Origin of the sequence: Sivoneniella epilithica UHCC 1019, assembly GCF_040830845.1 — a bacterium.
Classification (GTDB): domain Bacteria; phylum Cyanobacteriota; class Cyanobacteriia; order Leptolyngbyales; family Leptolyngbyaceae; genus ULC077BIN1.
Map to the genome: position 1 here is coordinate 78606 of NZ_JBFPDP010000014.1, position 18570 is coordinate 97175.

An 18570-nucleotide genomic window follows, 5' to 3' on the forward strand; every position below is an offset into this window, starting at 1 on the left:
TCCCTACGGGTTAATCGGTGACATTCGTGTCAGAAATCTATACTACCCAAGCTGCGATCTCAGCTTGCAACAGTAACTACATTCAATTAGGAGTAATCACGATGACTACTGAGAGTAAGCGAGGCGCTTTAGTTATCATTGGCGGCGCAGAAGATCGAGAAGGGGATTGTATAGTCTTGCGGGAGTTTATTCGGGCAGCAGGCGGTGTGAAAGCCCATATTGCGGTCATGACTGCTGCCACTGGTTTTCCGAAAGAAGTTGGGGAAGAATATACCCATATTTTTGATCGATTAGGGGCAGAATCCGTGGAAGTGGTTCATACGGAATGCCGCGCCGACTCTGAAGAGCCAGATGCGATTCATGCGATTGAACATGCTACAGGCATTTTCTTCACGGGTGGAGATCAATCAAAAATTGTCGATTTCATTAAAGGAACATCATTAGATAAAGCCATTCACAAGCGGCACGAAAAAGGAGCCGTGATTGGTGGCACTAGCGCAGGTGCGGCGATGATGCCTGATGAAATGATTGTCGGTGGGGCTTCAGTCTCAAATCCTAGTGTTGACGCGGTTGAAATGGGTCCTGGAATGGGCTTTTTACCCGGCATTGTTGTAGATCAGCACTTTGCTCAACGGGGTCGCCTCGGTCGTCTCTTGGCGGCATTGGTGCTAAAACCTGCGGTGCTGGGCTTAGGCATTGATGAAGATACCGCCATTATTGTTAATGGCGACGAGTTTCAGGTGGTTGGCAGCGGAGCCATCACAGTAGTAGATGAATCAAATGCAACCTACAACAACCTGGATGGATTGCTCAAAGATGAAGCGATCGCCCTTTGTGACGTGAAGTTACACATTTTGCCCCACGGCTATCGGTTCAATCTCAAAACGCATCAACCGCTGCTGTAAGAGATGCAAGGATGTGAGGGGTGTTATGGCGCGATTGGCGAGTAGAAAAATGGGGCGGTTAATCGATCAGTGGCGCAGATCGATCAGTGCGATCGCGGTATTCAGCGGTAGTTTGTTATGGACAACTGCTGCCTGGACAATGGAAGATATCGCCTCAACATCAACAGGGGGCATTGCCGCTAGTGCAGTCGAAGCAGGGGAACAGGTTACCTCTGTTTCCCAACTAACTGATGTTAACCCCACGGATTGGGCGTTTCAGGCGCTGCAATCCCTAGTCGAGCGCTATGGATGTATTGTGGGTTATCCAGATAAAACCTTTCGCGGCAACCGCGCCCTCACTCGCTATGAATTTGCCGCCGGACTCAATGCCTGCCTCGACAAAATTCAAGAGTTAATCGCTGTTGCCACTGCTGATTTTGGCAAAAAAGAAGACTTAGAAATCGTCGGGCGATTGCAAGAAGAGTTTGCGGCGGAACTGTCAGGCTTCCGGGGTCGGGTAGATGGCTTAGAAGTTCGTACTACCACCTTAGAGAAACAGCAGTTTTCCACTACTGCCAAGTTGGGTGGCGAAGTGCTTGCCTATGTGGGAGATGCTTTTGGGAAAGCAGCCAGCGATTTCAACGAACCCACTCTGAACTATCGAGTGCGGCTTGATTTTGACGCGAGCTTCTCTGGACGCGATCGCCTCCGAATTCGACTACAAGCGGCAAATATGCGGTTGTTCAACGCAGGTAACCCCAACATCAATAACACCACAGGGGGGTTTGGCGCGCCTCAGCGATTTGCGTCTGCCTTTCCTAATGCCTTTTCGGACGAAACCCGCATTTTGCCTTCTCCTGGTTCCGAAGGGGCAAACGACTCCTCCATTGGCATTAACACGCTCAGCTATCGATTTCCAATGAGTAAAAAGCTGACTGTTTTTATTGCGGCTGGAGCCACTGATCCAACGGGCTTAGGGGCTGATCCAATCGTCCCCTTTAGCGACTGGGCAACCACGTCGATTTCTAACTTCTCTAACTCAAATCCCGTCTATTACCCCAATGGCAATCTTGCTGGAGCCGGATTTGCCTATCAAATTTCAGACTGGCTAACGCTGTCGGGCGGGTATGCAGGGCAAAATGTCAACGGCACGGGTGGACCCAATATTCCTCTGCCCTCTTCTGGAATTTTTAGTGGAGGGTATTCTGCTTTTGGGCAAGCAACATTTTATTTCAGTAAGCTGACTATCGGCTTGGTTTATCTCAACACTTATGCTCCCCAATTTGGAATTGATACTTTCGCCGGAAGCAACGCCGCAAAAGTGAGTACGGGCGGCAGCTTTGGCATTGCTGAAGACGATCGCGTCTCTTCCAATAAATATGGGGCATCCCTGAATTACAACCTCAGCAACAGGTTCCAGATGGGCGGCTGGGTGGGATATTCCAAAGCACGAGTGTTGGGTGTGCAGACCTCCGGAAGTGCCACAGGACGCAAGGGAGATGTAGATGTACTCAATTATGCCGTAATGCTGGCGTTTCCAGATTTGTTGAAAGCCGGAAATTTAGGCGGCATTGTGTTTGGGATGCAGCCGCAAGTGACGGGCACTAGTAACAGCCGCGTGGCAGCCGCGATCGGGTTGCCCGATGGTCGTCGCAGCGATCGCGATACGGGCTTTCACATTGAAGCCTTCTACACCGTTCGGCTGAATGATACTATTGCTATCACGCCAGGACTCTTCTGGCTAACCGCGCCTAATCACGATCGACGTAATCCTGATGCTTTCGTAGGAGTTGTTCGCACGAGCTTTAGCTTTTAACTCAAAACTCTCTTCTGATGGCTAGGGATTGCTACCCAATAAGAGACTGCAATTTATTTATGGATATCCAAGTTATAGATATCAATGGCAACCTTAAAGGAGACACTCACATCAAAATTTAGGCATAAAGCTTTTTGGGCAATCACACTGACCCTGTTCATGGTTGCCTACAATGTCAGCGTCATGCCTGCCATTATGTCTCCCCTAGCACGTGACCTTAATGCCAGCGTGGGTTCCATTCAGGGCATCCTAGTCGTGTTTTCCCTAACCACTGCATCTTTTGCACCCACCACAGAAAACCTATGTGGCTTTTATGGACGGACTCGCGTATTTGGCATCGGCTTGATTCTGTATGGCATCGGGATTGCGCTCACCTCCCTCAGCCCCACAATTGGTATTCTCGCCATCAGTTTTTCACTGTTGACTGGGCTTGCTGCCACACCGCTGATTAGTACTCCATGGGCGATCGCAGAGTCGATGTATGGTGGCGAAGCGGAAGAGCAAACCACCTTAGTGCTGGTTTTGGCATCAGTGCTAGGGAGCTTATCTGGGGGAATCCTGGGCGGATTTATTGCCTACCATTTGGGCTGGCGTTGGGCATTTGCACCCTCAGTCAGCGTGTTGATTTTCATCTTTCGACTCCAGCGATCGCTGCCAAACCAGATCATTCCCAGTCCCCAACCCATTGATTGGTTCGGAGGATTACTCTCATTTTTGGGACTCAGTTCTATTTTTGTCGGCATCGGCTTAGCCGGAGAATTTGGCTGGTGGGCACCAAAACGTGAGTTTGCGATCGGAAACATGATCATCCCGCCGTTTGCAATCTCGATCGTGCCCACACTAGTTGCGGTAGGCGTAATTCTTTTAGGATTCTTTGGCTTCTGGCAAAGACGGCAGGCACAGCGAGTTGGGGCTTCTTTATTTCGAGTTGGGTTACTGCGTCGGCGAGGATTTGTATTTGGGATGTTTGCCGCCATGGTTCACACGCTGATCGTAACCGGTGTGCAGTTCAACCTCTTTCAGTTTGTGCCCCTAGCCTTGTCGCTCAACCCTTTCAGAACTGCGCTAGCAATTATGCCCTACAACTTGACCATGCCAATCGTACTGGTTGCTGTGGTGAAATATCTCAGTCTGGGCAGCCGAATCGCACCCAAATATATCGTTTGTAGCGGTATTGCCTTGCTAGCGGTTGGCATTGGGGTTCTTTACAGTAGCCTGCATCCCCAAATCAGCCCACTTGAACTAATGCCGGGGTTAATCATCATGGGCATAGGTTCAGGGTTATTTCTATCCTATATTAGTGTCCTCACGTTCTCATCAGCTTCCGTCGTAGACAAACCACAATGCCCTGGAATTTATAATCCAATTCAAAATTTGGGGAGTTCTTTAGGGCGAGGAATCCTGGGTACGGCACTGATATTTTTTACCTCTCAAAGCATTGTCGATCGCGTTTTGCAAAAGCTAGGTAAAACCTTATCAACGGTTCAACGTCTTGAAGTCATTTCCAAGTTGCAAGAGACTCTGCAAACGTTTTCTCAAGCAGAAATTGGAACAGTACTTGCAAACAAAGTGCCGCCCTCTGTTTATCCATCTCTACAATCAATTAATCTTAATGCCGCAACGTTAGGAATCAGAAATTCGCTATTAATTGCACTTATGCTCACAATAGTTTGCTTTATATTGACTACAGGCTTACCTAAATATCCTTCCTGCCGCTCTTCTTAGAAAGGTAACTAAATAAACTCTATATTCTTGATAGAAAATTAATGTGTTTTTATTCACTATTTGCTGTAACCTACTACCATTATTCGTCAAAATTTGACTACTCACTTTTACTTTACAAACCGAGGTATTTTATGATTTCTAACCGCATTGTTGTGCGAGTTTTTATGACATTGCTAGGGGCTAGCATTCCATTAAATACTCAATCAGTAGTTAATGCTGCCGAAACGTGTCAGGCATTCCGACCGCTTAGTGGTTCAGGGTATGAAGTAAGGAAGTCGGTTTCTTCTACAGGAGTCACTCCAGGCGTTAGAAACAACTGGGACACCGATTTTGTTGTTCCTCCTGGCACCCGTTTCACTCGATACATTGCCACGATCACCTCAGAAACACCCGAAAATTACAACATCATCATCAACTTTAGGTTTGCCGATAATACCGCCCGACAGGTTTTTAGGCGAGATGGTGCCCGATTGGTTGGGGGAGTTCCGTTTCAAATTATCGGTGAGCCTCCATCTGCTTCGCGCCAACCGATTCAAATCAATACGAACATTAGTGGACGGCAAGGCGCTACCTACCGGGTGGGCGTTTCAGGTTGCACCAAACAATAAGCTTGAATGGGTTCAACTTGCAGTCTGAACAGGAAAGGATGCAAAAGTTGATGAGCCAGAGAAGGCATAGGATAGTTTGGAAAGTGCGATTAAAAGCATTCCCGATACTGCTGCGCTTCAGCAAATGACTATATTAGCTAGAAATGAAGTTGTAGCAGTAGACGGATCTCAAGCTTAACGGTAAGCAGGTTAGGGGTAACCATCATTACGGTGACTCACCAGTAAAACCTGAAGCTAAACCTAGAAAATTTACTACTGATCTCCTAGAGTCTTTTTTGAGGAGGGAAACTCTAGGGGTACATTTAATTATGGCTACTTATTACCGAGGAACGAGGCATGAAGCGGTTTGATTTTGGTCTTGCTTTACTACCACTAGTTTTAGCGACAGGCTGCGTGATTGGGACTGTCAGGGGAAAACAAGCTGAACTTTGTAGCAATTTGGCAACATTAAACCGGGCGATCGCGGCTCTCAATCAAATAGCCAGTATTTCCACGTCTCCAGTAGACGCTTTGAGGCAGGCGGAAGAACGAGTGAGTCAAGCTTACAGAGAGTTTAGGAATACTGCAAAAGACGACGCGCAAGAAGCAAAAGACGCTGATTTAGAAAAAGCCTATAAAAATTTAGAAAAAGCCTACGAAGACTTAGATAAAAAAGTAAAAGATCTTCCTGATAAATCGACAATGGCTCAGGCACGCGCTGTAATTTCCGAAAACTTAACTACAACAGAATCAGCATTAGTTCAAGTTAAATCAAGCTTAAGGTGCCAATAGTTGAGGTGAAAAGTAGCACCTAAATTATCTTAAGTCATTCAGATAAAGCTCTAAAAAACAATAACTAATCTTTGATTGAACAGTCAGTAAACTTAAAAATAAACTTCTAAAGTCATTCAGAAGAGTTATCTAAACTATTCATGGGTCGATTCCGACGACTGCCCAGAAGATGGGCATAAACATAGGATAAAACACAGCCGAAGAGAAAGATTTGACAGGTTAGAAAAATCCATAGCATGAGAATCATGACGCTGCCGATTACGCCATAGGATAGGAAATGGCTACCGATTGTAATGACGCTATTGCTAACGAGTTGCTGCAATCCCACCAGTAAAAAAGTAATGAGTAAAGCGCTTAACCATACATCTCCCCACCCTACATAAACAGATGGCAAAATTTTGAGTAAAATACAGGTGGCGATCGCCAAAATTAAAACCGATGAGCCAAGTTGCAATCCTTTCGCCAATTGCAGTTCATTCACCTGGAACAAAGTGAATCTATCTTGAAAATTTGCAATCAATTCGAGGATGGTTTTAATCGCAATATTTGAGACTAGTGAGGCGAGCAATAATAGGGCTGTTGCCAACACTAATAGAAATGAAAAAAGTTTATTAGCAACAAAGAAAAGTGCCATCTTCAGCGGTGATCCGGCATCGGAAACTCGACTGGGCGATCGCCAAATTCTGTTCACCGAACTTCTCAGAATTCCAAAAACTGCACTCGCTGCCCACAGAAGTAAGACAAAACCAATGAGTCCGGCTCCAACGCTATTTTCATTCAGGGAAACGATGGTTCCTTTAATTAAATCGTGGACTTCTGGAGGCAAATATCGCACGATCGCATTTTGAATCGATTGGACTGCTTCAGTATTAGGTCCGAGCAGCGAACCCATTACGCTTAAGATGACTAGCAGCAGAGGAAACAGGGAAAACAAAGCAAAATAGGAGAGGGATGCTGCCATGCCGGGGCAGTTATCTTGATCCCACTTTAATCCTGTCTTGAGCAGGAGTTGAGCGGGTTTGGAGGGCAGGATGGTAGACCGAATGTATCCTGGAATGGCTCGAATATGGCGAATCATAGAACTGATTTCCGCTTTAAAGCAACGTTATAGCAGCAAACTTGAAGTCATTATGTCACTCAAGAAAACGAATTTTTGCTGATCCGCCGAGAAACTAGAGAACCTAAGCTTTTTCTGATGGTTCAACTCCAGTTACCTTAATTTCATCGGGAGCAACCCCATCAACCGAAATTTCTTCTAAGAGTGGTCGTGTTTTTTCTGGGATAGACTGCATCCAAAGGGCAATCATGCCCGCGATCGGGATTGATAGAAATACTCCCAATAATCCAGCCACTCGCTCACCAATAAATAGCGCCAAAAACAGAATGACCGGATTTAATTCCAGCGCATCTCCCATGACTTTAGGGCGAATATAGTTATCTTGAATTTGAATCAGGACAATCGAAACGGCTAGTACTCTTAAGGCGATCGCGCTCCCCTGAGAGGCAAAGACTAGAAAGGTGACAACGATCACCCCAAGAGTTGCTCCAATTCCCGGAATCGCATCAATGAGTCCAATAATGACCGCCAAAATTAGAGCATAGTTTACCCCCAAAAACGGATAAATCAGCAGCGTTGTCGTGGAGAGAAACAACATCAATAGCAGTTGTCCGCGAATGAATCCGAGGAAGCTCTGCCGAAAAACTGTGGCAAAGCGATCGCGAGAAGTATCAGGAAGCCGCTTGAGAAATGAGCGCCATAGCTTTTCTCCATCAATCAGCATATATAAACTGATGACCGCCCCAAAAATCCCTACAAAAACGCTAGAAAATACATTCCGCACAATGCCAAGTCCATTCGTCAAACCCGCTTGGAGTGTAGTTACTACATTGCTGAGGTTTAATTGGTTGAGAAACTCTTGGAATGGTAGAAAATCTTGCTGTTTGAAACCATTTTTAAGGTCGCCTAATAAGCTTTGTCCTTGACTCAAAACTTGCAGCCCAACGCCAGTCACTAAACCCATCAGTAGGACGATCGCGCCAATGAATACGAGGGTAATCGCCCATCCTTTGGGAATGTAGCGCGATAGCCACATCACTGGATAGTTTAAGAGAACCGCAAAAATACCTGCGACAGTAAATAGGGCGATCGTTCCATAAAAATAATTGATCAGTATTACCGTAATCCACCCGCTGATAAACAGCAGAACATAGCGCACAAGGCTAGAGTTATTCAGGGTTTGCCACAGTGAAGACGAAGGCGGAGACAGAATGGGAGGGCGCATGGTGAATGACAATAGACATTACAAACAAGCAGAAAGTAGAAGTGTTGAGAAAACGTGTTGAGAAGGGAGAAGTGTTCAGATTGTACTATGCCTCTCGTTTAATGCACTTTTGCTAGGCTTTGTTTCATGCAACAAAGCCGATAGAAATAACAGATCTGTGCCGATCGGACGCTGCAATACTCTTCACTGTGATGATATGCTGCACTCGTAGAATTTGAATGGGGAAAACCAATGAGTTTGTACACTCCTGAAGAAACCACAGCCGTGATTAAAGCGGTAACGTTGGCAGGCATGGCAGTCTCGATCGCCGATATAGGAATCGTTTCAACCGCCCTTGAAGCGGGAGCTTTAGCTCAACAGGTGGTAGGTGCTGCTAAAAACTATCCCAACAACAGCATTGTCCAGTCGGTGTTTTCAGCAGAAGCCGTTAAAAATAACTCACCAAAAGCGCCTGAAGGCATGACTCCTGATAATTTGATTGATACGGCAATGAGCGCGATTAACGAAGCCGTCGCGATCGTCACTGCAAAGGCAACTCCAGCAGAAGTAGAAGAGTACAAACAATTCATCTACACTGCCGCTGAGCATGTGGCAAAGGCAGCCGGCGAAGGACTGTTTGGGACAGGCTCAACCAAAGTGAGTGATAATGAAGCTGCCAGCTTGACAAAACTAAAAGCAGCTTTGAGCGTTTAAGACAACCAGCAAAAAGCAGCTACTTGTAAATTTCCCGTTGATTTATAGATACCTGTAGGGGCGTGGCATACCCTGCGGGAAGCGAGCTACGGGCGATCGCTTGACGACTCAGTTAAAGAAAGACTGCCTGCCGACTGCTACGCCCTTACGCAAAGTTGCTTTTTCGACATTGCTGAATGCAGACATGATTTTCATTTGTAGGGGTAGCGCCTTGTGCCGACCCTTTCTGGGATAAGGGCAACCACAAGGGATTGCCCCTACGAGTTTCATATCTAGTTCAGCAACGCCGCTTTTTCATTAAAGCTCAAATAGCACTTCATCCCTAGATAGGTTGGGACTGTAATACGGATCGTTGTGATTTAACTGCTCAAAGTAAGGTTGCCACTTATCGTTTAGGGTTTGCCATTCTTTGGGTTGCAATCCTGCTTGTCGAGTTGCAGATTCATAATGCACCAGTTGCGCGTAGGGAGTCACCACTTGCCGATAGCCTGCTTGATGAGCTTTCAGGCATAAATCTACATCGTTGTAATTGAGTGGAAACGCTTCATCCATGCCGCCCAACTCTTGATATAAACTGCGACGCATCATTAAACAGGCTGCGGTGACAGCCAAGTAGTTACGATTGACCAGGTTAGATAGAAAATAACCAGGATTGTCGCCTGCAACTTGGTGAAAGGCGTGTCCTGGATTGCCGCCCAACACCATAACGCCGATGTGCTGCAAAGTGCCGTCTGAATAAAACAACTTCGCGCCAACGGCTCCTATCTCTGGCTGCTGGGCAAATTCCAGCATGGATTCGATCCAGTCTGGCGTAAGAATTTCTACGTCATCGTTAAGCAGCAGCACGAATTCGCCTTGGGCTTGGGCAACTCCTAAATTGATCCGCTGAGCGAAGTTGAAGGAATTGGCACAGCGCACGAGGCGGAGATTATCGCCTGCGATCGCCTGCACTACTTGATCGGACAAATCATAGCCATCCACCACAATTATTTCAATGTTGCGATAGGAACTGCGATCGCGAATGCTCTGAATACAAGCCTCCAATAAGCATTGATTTGCTCCTGCCAATATTTTTCCCGCACTGGGAATCACAATGCTGACCAAGGGATTTCCTTGAATTTCGCGCCGAATTCGATAAAATCCCTCACGCGGTCCTGCCTCCACTCGCCCTGGATAGTCACTCCGAATCAGCATATCTTCCAATGCTCGTCGCGCTGCCTCATATGCCCAGGGCTTTGCATCGGAGCTAGAGGTAACCGATGCTGGAATTACTCGCCAGTGATAGAGAATCTTGGAAATGTGATAAATCTGCTGAGTCTGTTCCACTAAACGCAACACCAGGTCATAATCCTGAGAGCCATCGTATCCCACCCGAAATCCCCCGATCGCCCACACTAAACTCTTGCGGTATACCCCTAAATGGCAGGTATACATACAGGAGTGAAAATAATCAGGCGACCAGTCTGGCTTAAAGAATGGGTCATGGCGATCGCCGTCTGGACTGACTTTGTCCTCGTCGCTATAAATAAAGTCGGCTTCGGGATGTTGATTAATCAACTTGGCGTTTTCAAACAAGGCATCGATCGCCAACTCATCATCATGATCCAACAAGGCAATATAGTCACCCGTTGCCAGTTCCAAGGCGGCGTTGCTAGTCGCGACAATATTGCTGTTTTCGGCTCGAAAAACAACTTTGATGCGAGGATCAAGCTTGCTGTAGTGAATGAGCAAGGGCTGAATGTGGGCGGCGCTGGAGGCATCATCGGCAATGCACAACTCCCAATCCGGATAAATCTGATTTCGCACCGACTCGATCGCTTTGATTAGCCAAATTTCCTCAACGTTATACACAGGCATAATCACCGAAAAAATGGGGCGATGCTGCCACTGTGCCATTTCGCAATCGGCATTTGCCAGATCGGTTGGAGTCAGTTTTTGACGCGCCATCCACTGCTGATAGTTGAGCCGTTTGCGAAAACGAGCGATCGTGCGATCGGACACAAAGCGAAAAAATCCACGAGTCCCCCGCTCTTGCCAGACTTGATGCAGCTTACCGAACTTTCTCACAATGGTGGACGGCACCGTTCTAAATCCTATCTATCAAAAACTTGCTCACAAATTCGATGCAGCTAAGAGAGCAATGAGTCACCCACATCCACCGTCATTCCTAGCCACTGTTTTAGTTTTAGCCAACGCTTCCTCACTTTCCAAGTTTTGCTGCTTTGCACAGTCGAAACAACAGTGTTCAAGCGACTTTGAGTTGTGTGCAGTCGGCTGTGGGTCTGATGCACATTCTCTCTGAGTTCAACAAGCTCTCTAAATAAAATATCAATGTGATCAGCGTAAAGTTGAGGATGATTTTTAAAGATTTGAGCATAACTTTTAACCCAATGTTCTTGGGTCATCTGCTCACTTCTAGAGTGTGCCACTTCTCGGTGATAATAAAGCACTTCGGGAATGCGAAACACGTCTCTACCTAATTCCAGAATGGAGAGCCAAAAGTCGTAATCTTCCCAGCCATACTCCATATTTTCGTTGTAGCCACCCACTTTTTCCCAATCGGCTTTGCGATAAAGGCTGGAGTTGAAGATCATATTCCCTAACAAAATGTCAGGAAATTGGTAGGGAGGCAAATCAAAACTGCCAGTTTTTGCACCAAACAGTTTGGCTTGGGTATAGACAATGCCGATTTCTGGCTGGGATGCCAAAATGGGAACGGCTTTTTCCAGATAGGTTGCAGCAATGCGATCATCGGCATCAACAGGCAAAATATAGTGTCCTTCTGCCTGTTGAATTCCCACGTTCCGCGCCGCAGAGGGACCCCGATTTTCGGTATGAATTACAGAAACGTTCGGCTTCTGATAGTGATTGAGCAGCCGAACCGTTTCTATATCGGTTGAACCATCGTTGATGATGATAATTTCAACGGGCGTGAAAGTCTGGGCAATTACGCTTTCTACTGCTTCTTCAATAAATTGACCCTGGTTGAAACAGGGCATAATCACCGAAACAATAGGGGGCGAATTGCTCATACGGTGCTGACAAGAACTTGCTTTTTGGTCATTTGATCATAAATCCAGCGGAAGGTTTTTTCCATACCCACTTCTAATCGAATGTCGGGCTGCCAGCCTAATAGGTCTTGAATCAGGGTGTTATCACTGTTACGACCATTGACCCCTTTCGGTGCAGCGAGATTATAGCGGCGTTTTAGCTTGATTTGGGCGATGTCTTCCACAATATCAACCAGTTGATTAATGGTGACCAATTGGCTACTGCCTAAGTTGAGCGGCTCGGCGATCGCGCTTGCCATAATATCCAGCGTTCCTTTCACACAGTCGTCGATGTACATGAAACTGCGCGTCTGGTTGCCATCACCCCAAATTTCAATGTCGTTTGTTCCAGCCAGTTTCGCTTGAATCACCTTGCGGCAAATCGCAGCAGGAGCTTTCTCGCGACCGCCGTCATAGGTGCCGTCAGGCCCATAGACATTGTGATAACGGACAATCCGGGTGATCAGTCCAAAGTCTTCAGTGTAGTGACGGCACATGCGCTCACTAAACAGCTTTTCCCATCCATATCCATCTTCGGGCATGGCGGGATAGGCATCTGACTCTTTTAATGCCACTACATCGGGCGTTGTTTGACGATAGGCAGGATAAATACAAGCGGAAGATGAGAAGAAAAATCGCTTAACTCCAAATTTTTGGGCTGCCATCAGCAGATGTGTGTTGATCAAAACAGTCAACATACAGAGGGCTTTGTTGTTCTCGATAAAGCCCATGCCGCCCATGTCAGCCGCTAAGTTATACACTTCGCTTGCCCCATAAAGCGCCCGTTCACAAGCAACTTTTTCGGATAGGTCAAGCTGCAAATTATCTGCTTCGGCAGACACTTGATACCACTCGTCTAAGGGTTTTATATCAACGGCTCGAACTGGGCGATCGCCCTGCTTTAGTAAAGCTTGAACCAAATGTCCACCAATAAAACCACCCGCACCACAGACTACAATCATGTTGGGCACTCCTCACTACACTCACAATTTCAATGAATTTGATTAAACAGTTGTTGAACCGACTCCAAGCGCCAGGTATTCACAGACCTGAGAAAACTGGCTGCGGTCTAAAACCCGCCAACAATCCAACAGTAGCTTAAGCTTAGCTGAACTATTGTTGGATACAAAATCCTCTGGTACAAGCGTTTGAAACTCTTTAGAAGACGTGGTGATGACGACGGCATCAACTCGCTGAACGCAATCCTTCGCAGAATCAGCATACTCTGGCTGATCTCCTAGGATTTGTTGGACGTTCTCTAAGGCTAATGGATCGTAGAGAACCACTGAAAATCCTTGAGACAGTAACTCTTTTGCCAAAGCTAACCCTTGCGATTGCTCAATCACATTTGTGTCGGGCTTATAGGAAAGTCCTAAAATACCAACTTTGGAGGTGGATGTTAGTTTGGGCAACAAATGGTTGGCTAGGCGAGTGGCTTGGTTGCGGTTGATCTCGTCGGTTGCTACGGCGATCGCAGGATTTGCACCTACCGAATGAGCGATCACGCCAAAAGCAACATTATCACGCGGGAAGCAAGGACCGCCATATCCGGTTGCACCTTTCAGATATTTTTTGCCGATGCGGGAATCTTGACCGATCGCATTGGTGACCACATCCACATCTGCGCCAGGAATCCGTTCACAAATTTCGCTGAGCATATTGGCATAGGAAATCTTGGTTGTGACAAACGTATTAACCGAGATTTTCGCAAGTTCCGCATTCACCAAATTCATGTGAGAAACGGGTGGGTTGCCATTACTCATCTGCAAATAAATCTCTTCTAGCATCGCGCCAGACTTAGGATCAGATTCACCGATCAAAATAAAATCGGGGTTTAGCATGTCATGGATGACATTTCCCAACGCAATAAACTCAGGGCTATAGCAAAGCCCAAATCCTTCACCACAGGTTTTACCAGAAGCCGTTTCTAAAGCCGCTTTGATTTCACTACCTGTTGCCCCTGGCATCACAGTACTGGTAATCACAACCAGATGAAAGGTGTTTTTATGACGAATGCTTTTGCCAATCGGGTCAAGCACTGCGTGGATATATTTTAGTGAGAAACCACCGTCGGCTTCGCTGGGAGTTGGAACAATGATAAACGTTACGTCTGATTGGGCGATCGCATCCGCATAATCAGCAGTCGCCCGAATATGCTCCCGATTTCGATAGAGCATTTCATCCAAACCTGGCTCCTGCACTGGAGCTTTTCCTGCATTAACCTGGTCAATTGCGACTGGATTTACATCTACACCAATCACAGTAAAACCCTTTTCAGCAAGACAAGCGACCATCGGCACACCCAACTTACCCAGACCCACTACGGAAACAATACGGTTCTCCGCCACTTACCCACACTCCTCACTGCAACTTACTCAAAAGATGAAGGTTTGCTTCGCCTTAATCCTTTTAATCTGGAGACGATTCTAGCAGGAATTCCCAGTAGTTTTGGGGGAACCGTACTCAATTGATCTCCAGAACGTAGAAGACTCAGCAGCGTTCTGTACACTAATCTAAATTTTGGACGTGCCAAAGACAGCATATCTAGCCTGCGATCGAGACGTTTCCAATTCAACAAAGGTTTCTGCAATCCTTGAGGGGTTATTTGCCAGTCTGCCAAATCTAGCATGAAGTAGGTATGGTGTTCGCCGCCTAGTAGCTGCAAATTATGCTGAGCTTCCTCTCCTAAAAATACCCCTTTTTTGCCGTTGGGATGATGATTGTAATCGTGATTTTGATGCACTGCCACAATGGACAGGGTTGCGTCTATTAAAGGAATGTTGAGATTCAAGGCTTTGTAAAGCATCCAATTATCCCAACACAACCGCCCAATCGCAAAAGGGGGAACATCTGTATAGGTATTCGGCGTAAAAACAAAGTAATCCATTGCCTGGGAGCCTTCTAATCGACCTAGCGTCATGGCACGCTGGCGTAACTGCTCTGCCCAGCCAAAATCAGGAGCGATCGCCTCATCAAAATCTAAATTCCAGCGTTGTCCCGTTAGCATAAATCGCTGAAACGGGATCTGCTGAATGGTCTCCATAAAATCATTCAACAAGATAATATCTGCATTGACATAGGCAAAAAGCGATCCAGTGCCCACCCGTTGAGCAATCTCAAACAAAGAACTCAATAAGGGGGTTCCTTGTTCATTACGCTCCACATCTGAAACATGTTTAACCCCAAATTCTTGGGCAACTTCGGCAGTTCCCTCATCATTCCCCAGCAGAATAATTTCAGGTTTTGGCTCCAGCAACGTCCAGCTAGTAATAGCATTCCGTTGAATTTTATCAAACTCTCCACGAAAACCTTTGGGAATCGCAAACAACGTCAGCATTCAATTTGCCGTTCACTACACAACACCACTCACACATTAGCCAGACTAAAGCAAAATGAAACCCCTATATGTTCAGATTATGCCCTAGTTGCCGAAAAGCTCCTAATCGTAACTGGATTAATTTACTTCTCTATTCGCCCGTGAGTAGATTAGATCCGCAAGAATTGCAAAACGGGCAGAAGAAAATAGAAGATAGACTGGGCTAGCGATCGCCAAAATTGAAAAGCGGAGAAAGTTGAATGAAATTTCAAGTGCTTTTTATCTTTGACCCAGAGTATCAAGGCTATGTGGCGGAAGTGCCTGCATTGCCAGGTTGTTTGAGCCAAGGCAAAACATTGGATGAAGCCATTGCAAATATCCGTGATGCCATCAAAGGCTACTTAATTATGTCCAAGAGAAACACGGTAAACCGATTCAGTCTGTTGATCTGGATATTTTCCTCGGTGAGGTTGCCGTTTGATGGATCGCTTATCTAAACATTTCGGGGAAGAAAGCCGCCAAAATTTTTGAGAATTTTGGGTATGTGCTGGATCATCAAACAGGGAGCCACATGATCCTTTAGTATGAATAGTATGAAACTAAGCCAACGCTCTCGGTTCCTAATCATCGTGAGCTAGCGCCTAGATTACTTCGTGTCTTAATTTGTCAAGCAGAATTGACTGTGGATGAGTTTTTAGCGGAGAAATAGGGTTGAGGAATGGTTAGTGGATTCACTGAGACGCGATCGCATCTCTAAGCACTGGTGTGAAACAGGATGACATCCCCTTCTTTAACGACGTATTCTTTTCCTTCACTGCGAACCAGCCCTTTTTCCTTTGCCGCAGGCTTAGAACCCGCAGCGATCAGGTCATCGTAGGCGACGGTTTCAGCCCGGATGAAGCAGCGTTCAAAATCGGTGTGGATCACGCCAGCGGCTTGAGGTGCAACCATGCCAGCAGTAATTGTCCAGGCGCGGGCTTCCTTTGGTCCCACGGTGAAGTAGGTGCGGAGTCCTAGCAAATCGTAGGTGGCACGAATCAGGGATTTTAGTCCGCCTTCCTGAACACCCAAGGATTCCAGAAAATCAGCGCGTTCGTCTTCTGGCAGTTCTACCAATTCCGATTCCACTTGGGCAGAGACAATTACCACTTGAGCATTTTCTTGGGCGGCGAGTGCTTTCACCTGGTCTACCCAAGGGTTACCCGTTGCCAAGTCATCTTCTGAGACATTGGCAGCATAGATTACGGGTTTTTGGGTCAGCAATCCTAATGCTTTGACAGCGATCGCTTCTTCTTCCGTGAGGCTAACCTGACGCGCGGGTTTGCCTTCGTTGAGTACGGGCATTAGCTTTTCTAGGGCATCCACTTCAATCTGGAGTTCTTTGTTGCCACGGGCTTGTTTTTTGGCGCGATCGAGTCTTTTTTCAATTTGCCCTAAATCTGCCAGCGCTAGTTCTAAGTTAATGATTTCAATATCGCGGATTGGGTCGATGGAGCCGGAAACGTGAATAATGTCATCGTCTTCAAAGCAGCGCACCACATGGGCGATCGCATCCACTTCGCGAATATTGGCTAGGAACTGATTACCCAATCCTTCCCCTTTACTGGCACCCTTGACCAATCCAGCAATATCGACAAATTCGACCCGCGTCGGAATAATCTCGGCAGAGGCAGCGATTTTTGCCAAGATGGGCAGGCGTTCATCGGGTACGGCAACAATACCCACATTGGGTTCGATCGTGCAGAATGGAAAATTGGCAGCTTGCGCCTTGGCATTGGCAACCAGGGCGTTAAATAGAGTGGATTTTCCAACGTTTGGCAACCCAACAATCCCGGCTTGAAGCATAACTCACCTAAGCGATCGCGCTAGTAGAACAGCCTTCAATTGTATCGGTTTGTGACAGATGTTGGAGAACAGAAAAAACACAACACCCGTTTCAAACTGAAACCTGACGGGCGATTATCTGAAAACGCAATACTTCTTTGCCTTGGAACTCAAAACTCAAAATATCTCCTACGGAGACACTCAAAACTCAAAACTCAAAACTCAAAACTCAAAACCGTTTGCCTCAAGATAAAAAACTTTGCACAGTGCAGAATCCGTCTGCTCTACCGCCCCATTTGTCCGCAAGTAGTCCCTTATCCAACCGCAGGCATACTCTAGCGGCTTGAGATGCAGGATTTGCTCTAAATTCCAAAAGATGATGGTTTGGTCATCTCCGGCTGAGGCAAGGATGGGGCGACGCGGATGAAAGCAACTGAAATTAGGGCAGTAGTTGCATCTTTGAACACCCGTTGTAGAGTGCCATCCAAGTGCCAGAGTTTGAGGGTTTTATCTTCACTCACCGAGGCGAGAGTGCTGCCATCCGGGCTGAGGTCAATTCTCCCAGCAGCGACATCGTGAGCGTTGATTGTCCGAAGTGGTGTACCGTCGAGGTGCCAGAGTTTGAGAGTTTTGTCATTTCCGGCAGCAGCAATAATCGCGCCATCTTTGCTGAATAAAAGCTTGAGCGTGATGTTGGTTAATCCATGAATGGTGCGTTGGAAGGCGTTCTCAGTTTTCCACAAAAGGGTGGTATTGTCGGCTCCAGCGGAGGCGATCGCGCGACTATCCGGGCTGAAAGCCACATCCCAAACAGCGGCATCATGTCCTTGAAGCGGCGTCAGTAATGCTCCATCGGGTTTCCATAGCTTGACGGTTTTGTCTCGGCTGCCGGAGGCAAATATTTTACCGTTGGCGCTAAACTCTAAGCTCCAAATGCCCGTATCGTGCCCTTGAATTGTCTTCAGCAGTGTGCCTTCTGGGTTTCACAGTTTGATGGTGCCATCGGAACTGCCGGAAACCAGGGTGCGACCATCGGGTGAAGGCGATCGCATGGACGGGCGTTGCATGTCCCTCTAATACTTGGCGGCGAGTTCCATCGGGGTGCCACAGCGTAATCGTCGTGTCGGTATTTCCGGCAGCAATGGTTTGACCGTCGGGGCTATAGGCAACCACTCGAATGACGGATTGCTTTCCTGGAAGGGTCATCAACAATATTCCTTGGCGATTCCACAGTTCCACCGAGCGATCGTTTCCCCCGGAGATCAAGGTCGCTCCATCGGGACTAAAGTCGATGCTCCACACTCCCGCAGTATGGGTTTGAATGCTCCTGATCAGGGTGCCATCTCGCCGCCACAGTTTGATGGTTTTGTCATCTCCGGCGGTGGCAAACAGCAAACCATCGGGGCTAAATTTGACTGAGCGAATCAGGGCGGTATGTCCCCTCAACGTCTGAAGCAGTCTGCCATCGGGTTGCCACAGTTTGATCGTGCCATCCACTCCGGCGGTGGCGATCTGCTGACCATCGGGGCTAAAGTCAACCGCCAAAACAGCCGCCCTATGTCCCCTCACCCTGTTTGGCTACAGTCGCGCAGAAACGATTG

The 18570-nt window shown here is 47.0% G+C and carries 17 protein-coding genes; 7 read left to right on the forward strand and 10 right to left on the reverse strand.

From position 1 onward, the window contains the following. Positions 1–101 precede the first annotated feature (101 nt). The 5 genes from AB3R30_RS11060 to AB3R30_RS11080 all read left to right on the forward strand — a co-directional run bounded on the left by AB3R30_RS11060 (position 102) and on the right by AB3R30_RS11080 (position 5804). Positions 102–905, forward strand: a complete 804-nt coding sequence (locus tag AB3R30_RS11060; RefSeq protein WP_458649238.1) for a cyanophycinase — start codon at positions 102–104, stop codon at positions 903–905. A gap of 25 nt (positions 906–930) precedes the next feature. After that, positions 931–2700: an iron uptake porin gene (locus AB3R30_RS11065; RefSeq protein WP_458649239.1), complete on the forward strand. Its 1770-nt coding sequence runs from the start codon at positions 931–933 to the stop codon at positions 2698–2700. Between the two features lie 84 nt (positions 2701–2784). Further along, the gene (locus AB3R30_RS11070) at positions 2785–4425 is read left to right on the forward strand and encodes an MFS transporter (protein WP_458649240.1); all 1641 of its coding nucleotides are present in this window, start codon (positions 2785–2787) and stop codon (positions 4423–4425) included. 131 nt (positions 4426–4556) lie between these two features. Continuing rightward, on the forward strand, positions 4557–5033 hold the full coding sequence (locus AB3R30_RS11075; protein WP_458649241.1) for a hypothetical protein: 477 nt from the start codon (positions 4557–4559) through the stop codon (positions 5031–5033). Between the two features lie 336 nt (positions 5034–5369). Then, the gene (locus tag AB3R30_RS11080; RefSeq protein WP_458649242.1) at positions 5370–5804 is read left to right on the forward strand and encodes a hypothetical protein; all 435 of its coding nucleotides are present in this window, start codon (positions 5370–5372) and stop codon (positions 5802–5804) included. Positions 5805–5916: 112 nt separating this feature from the next. Here the strand turns inward: AB3R30_RS11080 and AB3R30_RS11085 are convergent, their stop codons facing one another. Further along, positions 5917–6882, reverse strand: coding sequence for a YihY/virulence factor BrkB family protein (locus AB3R30_RS11085; RefSeq protein WP_458649243.1), 966 nt, complete (start codon positions 6880–6882; stop codon positions 5917–5919). 103 nt (positions 6883–6985) lie between these two features. Continuing rightward, positions 6986–8086 (reverse strand): AI-2E family transporter, encoded by a 1101-nt coding sequence (locus AB3R30_RS11090; RefSeq protein ID WP_458649244.1) that lies wholly within the window; start codon positions 8084–8086, stop codon positions 6986–6988. A 231-nt stretch (positions 8087–8317) separates the two neighbouring features. Between AB3R30_RS11090 and AB3R30_RS11095 the strand changes: the two genes are divergently transcribed. Then, positions 8318–8779 (forward strand): hypothetical protein, encoded by a 462-nt coding sequence (locus tag AB3R30_RS11095; protein ID WP_458649245.1) that lies wholly within the window; start codon positions 8318–8320, stop codon positions 8777–8779. Between the two features lie 297 nt (positions 8780–9076). On the opposite strand, the gene AB3R30_RS11100 is transcribed toward AB3R30_RS11095, so the two are convergent. The 5 genes from AB3R30_RS11100 to AB3R30_RS11120 are packed head-to-tail and all read right to left on the reverse strand — an operon-like array spanning position 9077 to position 15166. Next, positions 9077–10861, reverse strand: a complete 1785-nt coding sequence (locus AB3R30_RS11100; RefSeq protein WP_458649246.1) for a glycosyltransferase family 2 protein — start codon at positions 10859–10861, stop codon at positions 9077–9079. A gap of 47 nt (positions 10862–10908) precedes the next feature. Further along, positions 10909–11811 carry a glycosyltransferase family 2 protein gene (locus tag AB3R30_RS11105; protein ID WP_458649247.1) on the reverse strand — a complete coding sequence of 301 codons (903 nt, stop codon included), beginning with the start codon at positions 11809–11811 and terminating at the stop codon, positions 10909–10911. After that, entirely contained in the window at positions 11808–12791 is a 984-nt protein-coding gene (locus tag AB3R30_RS11110) for an NAD-dependent epimerase/dehydratase family protein (RefSeq protein ID WP_458649248.1), read from the reverse strand. The genes AB3R30_RS11105 and AB3R30_RS11110 overlap by 4 nt, the downstream gene beginning before the upstream one ends. A gap of 42 nt (positions 12792–12833) precedes the next feature. Beyond that, positions 12834–14177 carry a UDP-glucose dehydrogenase family protein gene (locus tag AB3R30_RS11115; RefSeq protein ID WP_458649249.1) on the reverse strand — a complete coding sequence of 448 codons (1344 nt, stop codon included), beginning with the start codon at positions 14175–14177 and terminating at the stop codon, positions 12834–12836. A 23-nt stretch (positions 14178–14200) separates the two neighbouring features. Then, positions 14201–15166, reverse strand: coding sequence for a hypothetical protein (locus tag AB3R30_RS11120; RefSeq protein ID WP_458649250.1), 966 nt, complete (start codon positions 15164–15166; stop codon positions 14201–14203). Positions 15167–15405: 239 nt separating this feature from the next. Here AB3R30_RS11120 and AB3R30_RS11125 point away from each other — a divergent pair, with 239 nt between their 5' ends. Then, complete coding sequence (locus tag AB3R30_RS11125) at positions 15406–15642, forward strand: type II toxin-antitoxin system HicB family antitoxin (protein ID WP_458649251.1); 237 nt, start codon at positions 15406–15408, stop codon at positions 15640–15642. Between the two features lie 256 nt (positions 15643–15898). Here the strand turns inward: AB3R30_RS11125 and ychF are convergent, their stop codons facing one another. From ychF to AB3R30_RS11140, 3 genes are all read right to left on the reverse strand, one after another. Continuing rightward, positions 15899–16990, reverse strand: a complete 1092-nt coding sequence (ychF, locus tag AB3R30_RS11130) for a redox-regulated ATPase YchF (RefSeq protein ID WP_458649252.1) — start codon at positions 16988–16990, stop codon at positions 15899–15901. A gap of 341 nt (positions 16991–17331) precedes the next feature. Then, a complete protein-coding gene (locus AB3R30_RS11135; protein WP_458649273.1) occupies positions 17332–17937 on the reverse strand; it encodes a WD40 repeat domain-containing protein in 606 nt (201 codons plus the stop codon). Continuing rightward, positions 17885–18538: a WD40 repeat domain-containing protein gene (locus tag AB3R30_RS11140; RefSeq protein WP_458649253.1), complete on the reverse strand. Its 654-nt coding sequence runs from the start codon at positions 18536–18538 to the stop codon at positions 17885–17887. The genes AB3R30_RS11135 and AB3R30_RS11140 overlap by 53 nt, the downstream gene beginning before the upstream one ends. Positions 18539–18570: the final 32 nt, after the last annotated feature.